The 13,044-nt window shown below is 71.3% G+C and carries 15 protein-coding genes; 10 read left to right on the top strand and 5 right to left on the bottom strand.

Translation table 11 applies throughout. The annotated features are described in order from the left end of the window. Nucleotides 1-24: 24 nt before the first annotated feature. Together rapZ and HNR28_RS07055 are read left to right on the top strand one after the other, a co-directional pair. Nucleotides 25-900 carry an RNase adapter RapZ gene (gene rapZ / locus HNR28_RS07060; protein ID WP_151024319.1) on the top strand — a complete coding sequence of 292 codons (876 nt, stop codon included), beginning with the start codon at nt 25-27 and terminating at the stop codon, nt 898-900. Further along, complete coding sequence (locus tag HNR28_RS07055; protein WP_244978214.1) at nt 897-1,952, top strand: septal ring lytic transglycosylase RlpA family protein; 1,056 nt, start codon at nt 897-899, stop codon at nt 1,950-1,952. Before rapZ ends, HNR28_RS07055 begins: the two co-directional genes overlap by 4 nt. Before the next feature lie 79 nt (nt 1,953-2,031). Here HNR28_RS07055 and rsmI read toward each other — a convergent pair whose 3' ends face one another. Beyond that, nucleotides 2,032-2,958: a 16S rRNA (cytidine(1402)-2'-O)-methyltransferase gene (gene rsmI / locus HNR28_RS07050; RefSeq protein WP_151024318.1), complete on the bottom strand. Its 927-nt coding sequence runs from the start codon at nt 2,956-2,958 to the stop codon at nt 2,032-2,034. A gap of 36 nt (nt 2,959-2,994) precedes the next feature. Between rsmI and HNR28_RS07045 the strand changes: the two genes are divergently transcribed. The 6 genes from HNR28_RS07045 to HNR28_RS07020 all read left to right on the top strand — a co-directional run bounded on the left by HNR28_RS07045 (nt 2,995) and on the right by HNR28_RS07020 (nt 7,441). Beyond that, on the top strand, nt 2,995-3,576 hold the full coding sequence (locus HNR28_RS07045; protein ID WP_184142676.1) for a YraN family protein: 582 nt from the start codon (nt 2,995-2,997) through the stop codon (nt 3,574-3,576). A 211-nt stretch (nt 3,577-3,787) separates the two neighbouring features. Next, complete coding sequence (locus tag HNR28_RS07040; RefSeq protein WP_043680097.1) at nt 3,788-4,381, top strand: phosphoheptose isomerase; 594 nt, start codon at nt 3,788-3,790, stop codon at nt 4,379-4,381. Next, complete coding sequence (locus tag HNR28_RS07035) at nt 4,381-5,097, top strand: BON domain-containing protein (RefSeq protein ID WP_151025443.1); 717 nt, start codon at nt 4,381-4,383, stop codon at nt 5,095-5,097. Before HNR28_RS07040 ends, HNR28_RS07035 begins: the two co-directional genes overlap by 1 nt. Nucleotides 5,098-5,173: 76 nt before the next feature. Beyond that, nucleotides 5,174-5,668: a peroxiredoxin family protein gene (locus HNR28_RS07030; protein ID WP_151025442.1), complete on the top strand. Its 495-nt coding sequence runs from the start codon at nt 5,174-5,176 to the stop codon at nt 5,666-5,668. 1 nt (nt 5,669) lies between these two features. Continuing rightward, nucleotides 5,670-6,575 carry an acetylglutamate kinase gene (gene argB / locus HNR28_RS07025; RefSeq protein WP_151025441.1) on the top strand — a complete coding sequence of 302 codons (906 nt, stop codon included), beginning with the start codon at nt 5,670-5,672 and terminating at the stop codon, nt 6,573-6,575. A gap of 125 nt (nt 6,576-6,700) precedes the next feature. After that, a complete protein-coding gene (locus HNR28_RS07020) occupies nt 6,701-7,441 on the top strand; it encodes a pyrimidine 5'-nucleotidase (RefSeq protein ID WP_052355567.1) in 741 nt (246 codons plus the stop codon). On the opposite strand, the gene HNR28_RS07015 is transcribed toward HNR28_RS07020, so the two are convergent. The 4 genes from HNR28_RS07015 to gpmA all read right to left on the bottom strand — a co-directional run bounded on the left by HNR28_RS07015 (nt 7,371) and on the right by gpmA (nt 12,211). Then, nucleotides 7,371-8,150, bottom strand: coding sequence for a HesA/MoeB/ThiF family protein (locus HNR28_RS07015; protein WP_043685671.1), 780 nt, complete (start codon nt 8,148-8,150; stop codon nt 7,371-7,373). The genes HNR28_RS07020 and HNR28_RS07015 overlap by 71 nt on opposite strands. Before the next feature lie 17 nt (nt 8,151-8,167). Beyond that, nucleotides 8,168-9,700 carry a S41 family peptidase gene (locus tag HNR28_RS07010; RefSeq protein ID WP_151025440.1) on the bottom strand — a complete coding sequence of 511 codons (1,533 nt, stop codon included), beginning with the start codon at nt 9,698-9,700 and terminating at the stop codon, nt 8,168-8,170. 161 nt (nt 9,701-9,861) lie between these two features. Beyond that, nucleotides 9,862-11,433: a murein hydrolase activator EnvC family protein gene (locus HNR28_RS07005; protein ID WP_184142673.1), complete on the bottom strand. Its 1,572-nt coding sequence runs from the start codon at nt 11,431-11,433 to the stop codon at nt 9,862-9,864. Nucleotides 11,434-11,458: 25 nt separating this feature from the next. Then, nucleotides 11,459-12,211 (bottom strand): 2,3-diphosphoglycerate-dependent phosphoglycerate mutase, encoded by a 753-nt coding sequence (gene gpmA, locus HNR28_RS07000; protein WP_151025116.1) that lies wholly within the window; start codon nt 12,209-12,211, stop codon nt 11,459-11,461. 119 nt (nt 12,212-12,330) lie between these two features. Between gpmA and HNR28_RS06995 the strand changes: the two genes are divergently transcribed. Further along, a complete protein-coding gene (locus tag HNR28_RS06995) occupies nt 12,331-12,741 on the top strand; it encodes a rhodanese-like domain-containing protein (protein WP_043680079.1) in 411 nt (136 codons plus the stop codon). 13 nt (nt 12,742-12,754) lie between these two features. Continuing rightward, entirely contained in the window at nt 12,755-13,012 is a 258-nt protein-coding gene (gene grxC / locus HNR28_RS06990) for a glutaredoxin 3 (protein ID WP_043680076.1), read from the top strand. Nucleotides 13,013-13,044 lie beyond the last annotated feature (32 nt).

Raw genomic sequence — 13,044 nt, 5'->3', positions numbered from 1 at the left:
GATGGCCCGCCCGCCGCGCCCGCCATGCTGAACATCGTCCTCATCACCGGCATCTCGGGCTCGGGCAAGTCCGTGGCCCTGCGCATGCTGGAAGACACCGGCTACACCTGCATCGACAACCTGCCGGTGCGCTTCCTGCACGAGTTCATCGCCAGCACCCAGGACAGCGGCCTGGAGCGCGTGGCGGTCGCCATCGATGTGCGCACGCCCGGCGACCTGGACGACCTGCCCGGGATCCTGACCAGCCTGCGCGCCATGGGCACCGCGCTGCACGTGATCTTCCTGGATGCCGACGACAACACCCTGATGCAGCGCTATTCCGAATCCCGGCGCCGCCACCCCCTGACCGACCGCCTGCGCCACGAGGGCCTGGACCCTTCCCTGCAGGACTGCATCACCCGCGAACGCGAACTGCTGGCGCCCCTGCGCAACCAGGAACACGTCATCGACACGTCCGACCTGGCGCCCGGACAGCTGCGCGCCTGGGTGCGCGACCTGGTCCAGACGGACCGCCCCGCGGTGATCCTGACCTTCGAGTCCTTCGCCTACAAGCGCGGGGTGCCGCACGACGCCGACCTGGTCTTCGACGTGCGCTGCCTGCCCAACCCCCACTACGACGCGCAGCTGCGCCCCCTGACGGGGCGCGACGCCCCGGTCGCCGCCTGGCTGGCCCAGTTCGGCAGCGTCGAGAGCATGATCGACGACATCGCGGCCTTCATCCGCAAATGGCTGCCCCTGTACATGCAGGACACGCGCAACTACCTGACGGTGGCCATCGGCTGCACCGGCGGCCAGCACCGCTCGGTCTACGTCACCGAACAGCTCGCCCGCCGCTTCGCCGACCACTCCCCCCTGCTGGTGCGCCACCGCAACCCCAGGCTGCAGGAGCCGCGGCCATGAGCGGTACGCCGGGCGGCATGCGGGCCGCGAGGCGGGCGGCGCGCGGACTCGTCCTGGGCCTGCTGGGCGCCGCGCTGCTCGTCCTGGCGGGCTGCGCCTCGCGCTCGGGCGGCTACTACAAGGACGACGGCCCGGGGCGCGACATCCCGGCCGACATCGAGTCGATCCCCGACGCCGTGCCGCGCATCGAGCGGCACGCACCGGCCAATTTCCGCGCCTATGAAGTCTTCGGCGTGCGCTACATCCCCATCGGCGAGGACCAGCCCTACCGCCAGGAAGGCCTGGCCTCCTGGTACGGCCGCAAATTCCACGGCGAACGGACCGCCAATGGCGAGACCTACGACATGTACGCCATGACGGCCGCGCATCCGACCCTGCCGATCCCCAGCTACGCGCGGGTCACCCGGGTAGGCACCGGCCGCTCGGTGATCGTGCGCATCAACGACCGGGGCCCCTTCCACCCGGGGCGCATCATCGACCTGTCCTACGTGGCCGCCGCCAAGCTGGGCCTGCTCGGCCCCGGCAGCGGCCGGGTGGTGGTGCAGGCCATCACCAATGCCGACATCCGCGCCGGGCGCTATCCGGCGGCGCCCCTGATGGCGTCCGCCCCCACTTCCGCCTCCGCCTCGGCCGCCGCGCCGGCCCCGAAGCCGGCCCCCGCCACGGCGCCCCCGCCGTCCGACGCGGTCCGGACGCAGGCGGTCAGCCTGCCCGCCGCGCCCCCGCCCGCGCCGCTGGAGCCCCTGGCGCCGCTGGAGCCCGCCCCCGCGTCCCCCGGCATGCGCCAGCCGGGCGGCGTCTATCTGCAATTCGGCGCCTTCTCCTCGGCCCAGAACGCCCAGGCGCTGGCCCGGCGCGTCAACATCGAGGCCGCCGGCCAGGCCGGCCCCGCCACCGTCACCCACCAGCCGCCGCTCTACAAGGTCCGCATGGGCCCCTACCTGTCGCGCGACGAGGCCGCCCACACCGCCTCGCGGCTGGCGGAATCCGCCGGGCTGAACCCCGTGATCGCGCTGGATGAGTCCGGACACCGAGCAGTCCCTGCGGACTGATCGGTGCCTGACGAATCGGAGCGCCTTGCAAGGCGCGACGTGGAGAGATGCCACAATTTGAAAATGGCCCCATCCGGACTCATTCCCGCGCCAGCGCCCAGGCGTACAGGCGGTCGCGCGCCAGCCCCGTGGCCCGGGCGCCGATACGGGCCGCGTCGCGCACGGACAGGTCCTCCAGCAGCGCCTCCATGAGCCGGCGCTGTTCGGCCGACAGCTCCTCGTCCGCCGCCTCGGCTGCCTCGGCGGCGTGCACCACCAGCACGAACTCGCCCTGCTCGCGGTGGGCGTCCCCGTCCAGCCAGGCAAGGGCCTCGCCCGCCGGCAGGGTGCGGATCTCCTCGAAGCGCTTGCTCAGCTCGCGCGCCACGGTCAGCCGCCGGCCCGGCCCGGCCGCCGCCGCCAGGTCCGCGAGGGCCGCCCGCAGGCGGTGCGGCGTCTCGAACATGACCACCGGCACCGGCCAGGCGAGCCACCGTTCCAGCCATTTGCGGCGCGCCTGCGCCTTGGACGGCATGAAGCCGGCGAAGGCGAAGCCGGGCTCCTCGTCGCGGGTGGCGCCGCTCGCCATGAGGGCGGCGATGACGGCGCTGGGCCCCGGCAGGGGCACGACGCGGTAGCCGGCCGCCTGGACCTCGCGCACCACCCGCGCCCCGGGATCGCTCACCGCGGGCGCGCCGGCGTCGGACACCAGGGCGATGCGCTCGCCCTGGGCCAGCCGCCGGATCACGGCCTCGGCCGCCTCGCGCTCGTTGTGGCGGTGGGCCGCCAGCAGCGGCGTGGCGATCCCCCAGGCATCCAGCAGCGCCCGGGTGGTGCGGGTGTCCTCGGCCGCGATCGCGTCGCAGCGGCGCAGCGCCTCCCAGGCGCGCAGGCTCAGGTCTTCCAGGTTGCCGATCGGCGTGGCGACCACGTACAGGCAGCCCGCCGGCCAGGACTGGCCCGCCGCCAGCCCGGCGTGACGTTTCCATGTCGGCCCGGCCTTTTCCCAGTCTGCGCTGTCCGTCATACTCGATCCTTCCTCCTGCGGAGTTGATGTCCTGCCATGCCCGCCGATCCCTACGAAGCCGCCCGGCAGGCCCAGCGCGGCGCGGTGGCGCGCCGCAAGCGGCGGCTGCGGCGCAGCGGAACGGCGGCCGCCGGCTCCACCGCCGGCCCCGCCCGCCTCGCCGGCTCTGCCGATCCTGCGGGCCCCGCCCACCTTGCCGACCGTGCGGGTCCTGCGAAGCCCCCCGGCCTCGCCGCCGCCGGGCCGCCGCCGGCCGGATCCCCGACCCAGCGCCAGGGCCGCGCGGCCGAGGCGCGGGCGGCGCGCCACCTGGAAGCGCGCGGCGTGCGCATCCTGGCGGTCAACCTGCGCTGCCGCGCCGGGGAAATCGACCTGGTGGCCCGCGAGGGCGCCGTGCTGCTGTTCATCGAGGTGCGGGAACGCCGCAACCCGGTCTTCGGCGGCGCCGCCGCCAGTGTAAACCGCTCCAAGCAGGCCCGGCTGATCCGCGCCGCGCACCACTTCCTGCCCCGGCTCGCGCGGCTGCACTTCGGCGGCGCGGCGCCGGCCTGCCGCTTCGACGTGGTGGCCTTCGAGGCGGACCGGCCCCGCTGGATCCGCGACGCCTTCCGCGCGTAAAACACCTCGGGTCCTGTCTGGTTGATTCTGATCCTTACCTTCGGCGCCTGGCCTCGCCATGCTGCGTTGCCTGTCCGCCTCACCGCTTGCAAGCGGTTCGGATTCGTCAGGCACGGAGCAGTCCGCAGGGACTGCCCCGTGTCTGGACTCATCCCTCAAACTGTTACGTTCACAGGCGCCGGGGCCGCGTGCTCATGCGATAATCGGTCCCATGGACATGACCTCCCGCATGACGTCGCATTTCGACGACGCCGTCGACGCGTTCCGCTCCAGCGCCCGCGAACTGGCGCCCGCCCTGGCGGCCGCGGTCGACCTGCTGTTCGGCGCCCTGACCAACAACGCCCGCATCCTCGCCTGCGGCAACGGCGGCTCCGCCGCCGACGCGCAGCATTTCGTGGCGGAACTCGTGGGCCGCTTCGAGCGCGACCGCCTGCCGCTGGCCGGCATCGCCCTGAACACCGACACCTCCATCATGACCGCCGTGGGCAACGACTACGGCTTCAATTCCGTGTTCGAGCGCCAGGTGGCCGCCCTGGGCCAGCCCGGCGACATCCTGGTGGCCATCACCACCAGCGGCAATTCGCCCAACGTGCTGCGCGCCGTCGAGGCCGCGCACGAGCGCGACATGCAGATCATCGCCCTCACCGGCAAGGGCGGCGGCCAGATCGGCACCCTGCTCTACGAGACCGACATCCACCTCTGCGTCCCGCACGACCGCACCATGCGTATCCAGGAAATCCACATCCTGCTGCTGCACGCCCTGTGCGACGGCATCGACGCGCTGCTCCTGGGGGACCCTCTCTGATGCCCGTTCCCGCCCGCACCCTCGCCCGGCTCCTGATCGGCCTGTCCTGCCTGTCCGCCCTGTCGGGCTGCGGGCTGTTCATCGTCGGCGGCGCGGCCGCCACCTCCGCCGCCGTGGCCACCGACCGGCGCACCGCCGGCGAGCAGGTCGACGACCAGACCATCGAACTGCGCGTCTCCAGCGAGATGAACAAGACCTTCGGCGAAAAGGCCCGCGTCGTGGGCACCTCCTACGCGGGCCGGCTGCTGCTGCTGGGCGACGTCCCCACGGAAGCCGACCGGCAGCGGGCCGAGTCCATCGCCCGGGGCATCACCAAGGTCCGCTCGGTGGACGACTACATCCGGGTCGGGGACCTCACCCCGCTCAGCGTGCGCACCAACGACACCTGGCTCACGTCCAAGGTCAAGAGCCAGCTCGTGGCCGCCGAAGGCGTGCCCTTCCGCACCATCAAGGTCACCACCGAGCGCGGCGTCGTCTACCTGATGGGCAAGGTCACCGAGGACGAAGGCCGCCGCGCCGCTTCCGCCGCCTCGGGCGTCTCGGGGGTCAACAAAGTCGTAAAATTGTTCACGATCGTGGCGCGCGAGACCCTGCTCGTCGATCCCGGCCAGCAGTCCCCCGCGCCCGTCACCGATTCCAGTTCATCCAGCGCCCCCGGCCCCACGCCCGCGCCCGCGGGCGGCGACGGAGGCGCGCAGACCATGCCCGTGCAATGAGAAACATGACCCCCACGCTGCGCCCCTCGGGCGTGCTGCCCCCCAAGGGGGCTTTTCATCTTGGGACGGCCCTGCGATGAAAAAACTCTTTCTCGCCATCGCGGCCGTCGTGGCGATCGGCGCCGTCGTCACCTGGCAATCCATGGATTCGGCCCTGGCGGCGCCCGAGGTCGCCTTCACCGACCTGAACGGCCACACCGTCACCACGCAGGACCTGCGCGGCAAGGTCGTGCTGGTCAAGTTCTGGGCCACCAGCTGCACCACCTGCGTGGCGCAGATGCCCGACACCATCCGCCACTACCAGGAACTGAAATCCCGCGGCTTCGACACCATCGGCGTGGCCATGCAGTACGACCCGCCCAACTACGTCAAGAACTTCACCGAAACGCGCCAGCTGCCCTTCCCGGTGGTCATCGACGCCCAGGGCAAGATCGCCCGGGCCTTCGGCGACGTGCGCCTGACGCCCACGGCCTTCCTGATCGACAAGCAGGGCCGCATCATCAAACGCTATCTCGGCAACTACGACGAAAAGGCCTTCATGGCCACGGTCGAACAGGCGCTGGCATCCTGACATGACGAACACCGACGCGGACATCGCCCCCCAAACGCCGGCCGCCCTCAAGGCCGAGGTCCTCTCCGAGGCCCTGCCCTACATCCGCCGCTTCCACGGCAAGACCGTCGTCATCAAGTACGGCGGCAACGCCATGACCGACGAACAGCTGCAGCGCAGCTTCGCCCACGACGTGGTGCTGCTCAAGCTCGTCGGCCTGAACCCGGTGGTGGTGCACGGCGGCGGCCCGCAGATCAACAGCGCGCTCAAGCGCATCGGCAAGGAAGGCACCTTCATCCAGGGCATGCGCGTCACCGACGCCGAAACCATGGAAGTCGTCGAATGGGTGCTGGCCGGCCAGGTCCAGCAGGACATCGTCATGATGGTCAACGAGGCCGGCGGCAAGGCCGTGGGCCTGACCGGCAAGGACGGCTGCCTGATCCGGGCGCGCAAGAAGCTCATGCCCAACCCCGACCATCCCGGCCAGACGCTGGACATCGGCTTCGTGGGCGACATCGAACGCGTCGAGCCGGCCGTGGTCAAGGCGCTCCAGGACGACCAGTTCATTCCCATCATCTCGTCCATCGGCTACGGCGAGGACGGCCAGGCCTACAACATCAACGCCGACGTCGTCGCCGGCAAGATGGCCGAGGTCCTGGGCGCCGAAAAGCTCGTCATGCTGACCAACACCCCGGGGGTGCTGGACAAGAACGGCCAGCTGCTGCGCAGCCTGTCGGCCCAGACCATCGACGCCCTGTTCCAGGACGGCACGCTGTCGGGCGGCATGCTGCCCAAGATCTCCTCTGCGCTGGACGCCGCCCGCCATGGCGTGAATTCGGTGCACATCATCGACGGCCGCGTGCCCCACTGCCTGCTGCTGGAAATCCTCACGGACCGCGGCGTGGGCACCATGATCAGCTCGCACTGATGCGCCGCCCCATGCGGCAATGCGCATCGCCCGCGGGAGCCGCCGGCGCTCCCGCCGCGAGCGCGGCGCCGCCCCCGGCGAGAAATCCCTTCCGGGAGGACGGCGCGAAGCGTCCAGGGGGCCCGATGCACGCCCCCAGTCCCCTGCGGCGCCGGCGGCCCCTCGGGCCCGACGATCCGGTCTGGCTGTTCGACCTGGACAACACCCTGCACGACGCCTCGCGCGGCATCTTCCGCGCCATCGACCGGCGCATGGGCGCCGCCGTGGCGCGGACGCTGGACCTGCCCCAGGACCAGGCCGACGCCCTGCGCCTGCGCTACTGGCAGCGCTACGGCGCCACCGCCATCGGCCTGGCGCGCCACCACGGGGTGAACCTGCGCCAGTTCCTGGCCACCTGCCACGATTTCGACATCGCCCCGCTGGTGCACGCCGAGACCGGCCTGGCCGCCCGGCTGCGCGGCCTGCCGGGCAGGCGCATCGTGCTGACCAACGCCCCCGCCCACTACGCCCGCCGCGTGCTGGATGCGCTGGGGATCCTGCAGGAATTCGACGGCCTGTGGGCCATCGACCACATGATGCCCATGGGGCTGGCGCGGCCCAAGCCCTCGCCGGGCCTGATGCGCATGGTGGCCGCCCGGCTGGGCGTGCCCGCCCGCCGGATCATCCTGGTCGAGGACACCGAGCGCAACCTGAAATCGGCCCGCCAGGCCGGCATGCGCACCGTCTGGCTGTACCACCCGGGCACGCCGTTCTCGCGCCAGCGCAACGGCCGCGACCTGTACGTGGATGCGCGGATCAACCGCCTGGGGACCCTGCTGCTGCAGGCCCGCGCCGGGCGCATGCCGGGCAGTCGGGATCGCGCCTGAAACGGATCGTGTGCCACTGCATGCGCAGGGCATCGACCGACAGCAGCCGTCCGACCAGGGGCTCGCCCATGCCCGTGATCACCTTGATGGCCTCGGCCGCCTGGACGCTGCCCACCATGCCCACCAGGGGGCCCAGCACCCCGGTGGTGGCGCAGCGCAGTTCCTCGACGTCGTCGGCCTCCGGAAACAGGCAGTGATAGCAGGGCGCGTCGGCGTCGCGCAGGTCGTAGACGCTGATCTGGCCGGAGAACTTGATCGCCGCCCCCGAGACCAGGGGCTTGCGGGCCGCCACGCAGGCGCGGTTGATGGCGTGCCGGGTGGCGAAATTGTCGCAGCAGTCCAGGACCACGTCGGCCTCCAGGACCAGCTCGCGCAGGCGCGAGTCGTCCAGGCGTTCCACCAGCGCGCGCACCTGGACGTCGGGATTCAGCGCCAGCAGGGCGTCCCGGCCCGATTCGGCCTTGGGCCGTCCCAGGCCGGCCATGGCATGCAGGATCTGGCGCTGCAGGTTGCTCAGTTCGACGACGTCGTCGTCCACCAGGGTGATGCGCCCCACGCCCGCGGCGGCCAGGTACAGCGCCGCCGGGGACCCCAGGCCGCCCGCGCCGACGATGAGCGCCCGGGCGGCCAGCAGGCGCTCCTGGCCCTCGATGCCCAGCTCGTCGAGCAGGATGTGCCGGGCATAGCGCGTCAGCCGCGCATCGTCCAGGGCGGATTCTGCGCCCATCACGGGATCCTGATCAGGCCTTCCGGGGTGATGCGGTAGCGCTCGACCCCGTCGCCGCCATCATTCAGGGTTTTTTTTTCTGCCGGGCCGAGTTTCTTGGCCGCTTCATTCGCCGGACCCGCCGGGGATTTCGCCGTGTCGGCCGGCTTTTCGGCCTGGGCCTCGGCGCGCGCCTGGCGCACCAGGGCGGGATCGGATTTCTGGATCGGCCGGCCCTGCAGCGCATTGACGGCCTGGCGCAGCTGCCAGTCGTCGGCGCCGCCGAACTCGAACATCTTGATCTCGCCCTGGACGAAATCGCCGTCTTCCGCATCGCCCGCCTGGGTGTCGGACTGGGTTTCCAGGTGATGCTGCAGATCGACCTCGCGCTGCATGCGGAACAGGTTGCCGGCGGCGCTGTCGTCCACCACGTGGTCGGGGGAGACCCCCGTGTTCTGGATCGAGCGGCCGCTGGGCGTGTAGTAGCGCGCGGTGGTGAGCTTGATGCCCGTGTCCTTGTCCAGCTGCAGGACGGACTGCACCGAGCCCTTGCCGAACGTGCGGTTGCCGATGATGCGGGCGCGCTTGTAGTCCTGCAGGGCGCCGGCCACGATCTCCGAGGCCGAGGCCGAGCCGATGTTGACCAGCACCACCATCGGCACCGTGTGCGTCCAGGCGGGCAGCTGCCCGCCGTCCTCGACGCCATGGCTGCCGTTCAGGGGGCGGGCATAGAATTCCTCGTTCGAGGACGGGATGCGGCCCTTGGTGGACACGACCAGCTTGCCGGGCTCCAGGAAGGCCGAGGCCACGCCGATGGCGCCGTCCAGCAGGCCGCCCGGATCGTTGCGCAGGTCCAGCACCAGGCCCTTGGGCGCCTGCTTCTTCGACAGGCTGGCCAGCATGCGCACCAGATCGGACGTGGTGCGGTCCTGGAACTGGCTGATGCGCACGTAGGCGATGTCGCCGTCGAGCATCTTGCCGCGCACGCTGCGGGTCTTGATCATTTCCCGCACGATGTGGAATTTCAGGGGCTTGGGGCTGCCGGCGCGCTGGATCGTCAGGTTGATCGGGGTGCCGGGCTCGCCGCGCATCTTCTTCACGGCGTCGTTCAGGTTCATGCCCTTGGTGGGCTCGCCGTCGATCTGGGTGATGAGGTCGCCCGTCAGGATGCCGGCGCGCGCCGCCGGCGTGTCCTCGATCGGGGCGATGACCTTGGGCATGCCGTCCTGGGTGCCGATCTCGATGCCCAGCCCGCCGAAGCCGCCGCGGGTGATGTCCTGCATCTGCTTGTAGGCTTCCTCGTCCAGGTACACCGAGTGCGGGTCCAGGTCGGCGAACAGGCCCTTGATCGCGTCGTCGATCAGCGACTGGTCGGACACGGGCTCGACGTAGCTGGACTTGATCGCGCCGTAGACGTTGGCGAACTGCTGCAGCGCCTTGAGCGGCAGGGGCTCGCCCTTCTGGGCGGCCGCCGAGATGCCGAGGCTGACCAGGATGCCCCCCAGGAAACCCACCAGAATCCAGCTCAACGATCGATTGTTTCGAGTGCCCATGCACGTTCCTAAGCGATGTCCGGGCCGTCGCGGCGGCGCTGGGCGCGCCTGGGACGGCGAATGACACATAGTACAGAAAAATTAAGCATCAAATGGTCCTGGGGGACGCGCAAGCCGGGGCATCTCCCCACCTCGCGGCCCGCAGGGGACTGTCACGTGTCCTATCTCATCCACAGTTCCGGATTGATCGGGGCTCCCTGGTGCCGCAATTCAAAATACAGGCCGGGCTCGACCTGGCCGCCGGTGGCGCCGACCCACGCCACCTCGTCGCCGCGCGCCACCACGTCGCCGACCTGGCGCATCAGGGACTGGTTGTAGGCGTAGATGCTGAGGTACTGCTTGCCGTGGTCGATGATGAGCAGGTTGCCGAAGCCGCTCAGCCAATGGGCGTACACCACGCGGCCAGGGGCCACGGCGCGCACCGGCGTGCCCGCCACCGCGCGCAGCACGATGCCGCGCCACAGCCCGCCGTCGGGCCGCTGGGTGCCGAAACGTCCCTGGATCTCGCCCGCCACGGGGCGGGGCAGGCCCTTGCGCAGCCCGGCGAAGCCGCCCTCGGGCTCGGTGCGCGCGGCCGCCTCGCGCTCGGGCGGCGCCTCGCCGGCGTCCGCCGGGGCTTCTTCGCGCGCCGGTTCGGCGCGACGGGCGTCCTCCTGCCGGGCGTCTTCCCGCTGGGCCTCCTCCCGCCGCGTCTCCTCCTGCCGGGCTTCTTCCCGCGCCGGAGCCTGGTCGGCAGGCGCCCCGGCGGCCCGCGTCCCGTCCGCCTCGGCCTCCCGCACATGGCGCTCGGCCTGCTCGCGCACCTGGCGCGCCTGCTCGGCGGCGCGGGCGCGTTCCTGTTCGCGGCGGGCCTTTTCGGCCCGGGCGCGTTCGGCCCGCTCGCGCGCGCGGCGTTCGGCCTCGGCCTTCAGGGCCGCCTGGCGCCGCGCTTCGGCGCGGGCGATCTCGGCGTCCAGGTCCTGGATCAGGCTGCCCAGGCGCGCATCGCGCGCCTGCAGCTGCCTGGCCTGGCCGCGCTCCTCGTCCAGCCGGGCGCGGATCTCGTCCAGCACTTCGCGGCGCTGCGCCTGCTGCGCCTGCAGTTCCTCGCGGCGCTGCCGGACGTCGGCGCGCACCGATTCGAGGTCGCGGCGGCCCTCGTCGGTCTGCCGCCGCAGGTCGGCCAGCCGGTCCAGCGTGGCGCGCAGCGCGTCGAGCGCCTGGGTGCGGGAACGGGTGACATAGGCCAGCCAGGCCAGTTCGCGGCCGATCTCCTGCGGATCGCGTCCCGAGAGCAGGGCGGTCCAGGGCGACAGGCCGCTGGCGTACTGGGCGCGCAGCTGGGCCGCCAGGGCCTGCTGCTGGCGTTCGAGTTCTTCGGACTGCTGGCCGCTGGCCGCGTCCAGCCGGCTCAGCGTGTCCTGCAGCGTGGCCTCGCGCCGGTCCAGTTCGGCCAGCTCGCGGCTGATGTCGGAAATCGCCTGCTCGGACGCCTGCAGCGCACGGCTGGCGTCCTCGCGCGAGGATTCCGACGATTCGATGCGCTTTTGCAGCGCATCGATCTGCGCGCGCAGGGCGGCCCGGTCTTCGCGGGCGCGCGCCTGGCGGGCTTCCAGGGCGGAATCCGCCCAGGCCGTCTGGCAGGCCAGGACGGCCGCCAGGCACAGCAGCGCCGGCCCGCGCCAGCCGCCCAGGCGCGACGCGGGCCGGCCGCGCGTGTCCGGGCGCCCGCCCGCCGGGGCGATGGAGTCCATGATCGGGCCCGGGATCGACGCGGCGCTAGACCGCCTGCGCCTTGCCCTGGTTGGCGACCGCCTGCATGGCGGCGCGGATCTGCTCCTCGTCGCCCAGGTAGTAATGGCGCAGGGGCCGCAGGTCGTCGTCCAGTTCGTAGACCAGCGGCTGGCCGGTGGGGATGTTCAGGCCGATGATGTCCTCGTCCGAGATCCCGTCCAGGTGCTTGATCAGGGCGCGCAGGCTGTTGCCGTGGGCCGAGACCAGCACCCGCCGCCCGGAGCGGATGGCGGGCGCGATGGATTCGTTCCAGAAGGGCACCACGCGGGCCACCGTGTCGCGCAGGCATTCGGTGGCCGGCAGCTCGCCGGGCGGCACCCGGCGGTAGCGCGCGTCGAAGCGCGGATGGCGCGGATCGTCCTCGGACAGGGGATCGGGCGCGATCGCGTAGGCGCGGCGCCATTGCAGCACTTGCGCCTCGCCGTAGCGGGCGGCCGTCTCGGCCTTGTTCAGGCCCTGCAGCGCGCCGTAGTGGCGCTCGTTCAGCCGCCAGTGCAGGGCGATGGGCGTGTGCATGGCGTCCATGGCGTCCAGCGCGATCCACAGGGTGCGGATGGCGCGCTTGAGCACCGAGGCGTAGGCCAGGTCGAATTCATAGCCCTGCGCGCGCAGCAGCTCCCCCGCCTGGCGCGCCTGCTCGCGGCCGGTCTCGGTGAGGTCCACGTCGGTCCAGCCGGTGAAGCGGTTTTCGAGGTTCCATTGGCTTTCGCCATGGCGCATGAGTACCAGTTTGTGCATGATTCCAAGCCCGCAAAGTCCAAAACTGCCGACCATTTTATAATCCCCCGGGCTTTCTTTTTTTGCCGCCGGGCCGCCCCAGGGCAAAACGCCTCCCGTCACACGTTACAGGAACCGCCGTGGACTTCTTACTCAGCCAGAACAACCTCTGGATTCTGCTCATCGCCCTGGCTTCCGGGGGCCTGCTGCTGTGGCCCAGCCTGTCCAAGGGCCGCTCGACCGGGCGCGTCCCCCTGGCCGAAGCCATCCGCCTGGTCAACCAGGAGCATGGCCAGTTCGTGGACGTGCGCCCGGCCGACCAGTTCAAGACCGGCGCCATCCCCCAGGCCCGCAACATCCCCCTGGACACGCTCGAAGCGCACCTCAACAGCCTGCCCAAGGACAAGCCCGTCGTGCTGGTGGACGCCCACGGCCGCGACGGCGCCAAGGCCGTGGCCCAGCTGCGCAAGCAGGGCTTCGATCGGGTATCCTGCCTCGATGGCGGGTTGAATGCCTGGACCGAAGGCGGCCTGCCCCTGAAAAAATCCTGACCGGAATCCTCCCATGGCCCAGATCACCATGTACTGCACCTCCGTGTGCCCCTATTGCACGCGCGCCGAAATGCTGCTCAAGCAGCGCGGCGTGGAGGAGATCCACAAGATCTTCATCGACCGCGACCCGGCCCAGCGCGCCGTCATGATGGAACGCACCGGCCGGCGCACCGTGCCGCAGATCTACATCGACGAGCGCCACATCGGCGGCTTCGACGACCTCTCCGCCCTGGACCGCGCCGGCGGCCTGGTGCCCCTGCTGCAGGCCTGACCGCCCGCGCATCCGCCCCGCCTTTCCCTCCC

The sequence above is a fragment of the Castellaniella defragrans genome (genome assembly GCF_014203015.1).
Taxonomy (GTDB): domain Bacteria; phylum Pseudomonadota; class Gammaproteobacteria; order Burkholderiales; family Burkholderiaceae_B; genus Castellaniella; species Castellaniella defragrans.
The sequence above is the reverse complement of the archived record's forward strand: the minus strand, read 5'-3'. Positions and strand labels throughout refer to the sequence as shown.

What these genes read in the sequence shown, in the direction of transcription:
- rapZ (WP_151024319.1), top strand. Translation starts at nt 25, where the DNA reads ATGCTGAACATCGTCCTCATCACCGGCATCTCGGGCTCGGGCAAGTCC.
- HNR28_RS07055 (WP_244978214.1), top strand. Translation starts at nt 897, where the DNA reads ATGAGCGGTACGCCGGGCGGCATGCGGGCCGCGAGGCGGGCGGCGCGC.
- rsmI (WP_151024318.1), bottom strand. Translation starts at nt 2,958, where the DNA reads ATGACGGACAGCGCAGACTGGGAAAAGGCCGGGCCGACATGGAAACGT.
- HNR28_RS07045 (WP_184142676.1), top strand. Translation starts at nt 2,995, where the DNA reads ATGCCCGCCGATCCCTACGAAGCCGCCCGGCAGGCCCAGCGCGGCGCG.
- HNR28_RS07040 (WP_043680097.1), top strand. Translation starts at nt 3,788, where the DNA reads ATGGACATGACCTCCCGCATGACGTCGCATTTCGACGACGCCGTCGAC.
- HNR28_RS07035 (WP_151025443.1), top strand. Translation starts at nt 4,381, where the DNA reads ATGCCCGTTCCCGCCCGCACCCTCGCCCGGCTCCTGATCGGCCTGTCC.
- HNR28_RS07030 (WP_151025442.1), top strand. Translation starts at nt 5,174, where the DNA reads ATGAAAAAACTCTTTCTCGCCATCGCGGCCGTCGTGGCGATCGGCGCC.
- argB (WP_151025441.1), top strand. Translation starts at nt 5,670, where the DNA reads ATGACGAACACCGACGCGGACATCGCCCCCCAAACGCCGGCCGCCCTC.
- HNR28_RS07020 (WP_052355567.1), top strand. Translation starts at nt 6,701, where the DNA reads ATGCACGCCCCCAGTCCCCTGCGGCGCCGGCGGCCCCTCGGGCCCGAC.
- HNR28_RS07010 (WP_151025440.1), bottom strand. Translation starts at nt 9,700, where the DNA reads ATGGGCACTCGAAACAATCGATCGTTGAGCTGGATTCTGGTGGGTTTC.
- HNR28_RS07005 (WP_184142673.1), bottom strand. Translation starts at nt 11,433, where the DNA reads ATGGACTCCATCGCCCCGGCGGGCGGGCGCCCGGACACGCGCGGCCGG.
- gpmA (WP_151025116.1), bottom strand. Translation starts at nt 12,211, where the DNA reads ATGCACAAACTGGTACTCATGCGCCATGGCGAAAGCCAATGGAACCTC.
- grxC (WP_043680076.1), top strand. Translation starts at nt 12,755, where the DNA reads ATGGCCCAGATCACCATGTACTGCACCTCCGTGTGCCCCTATTGCACG.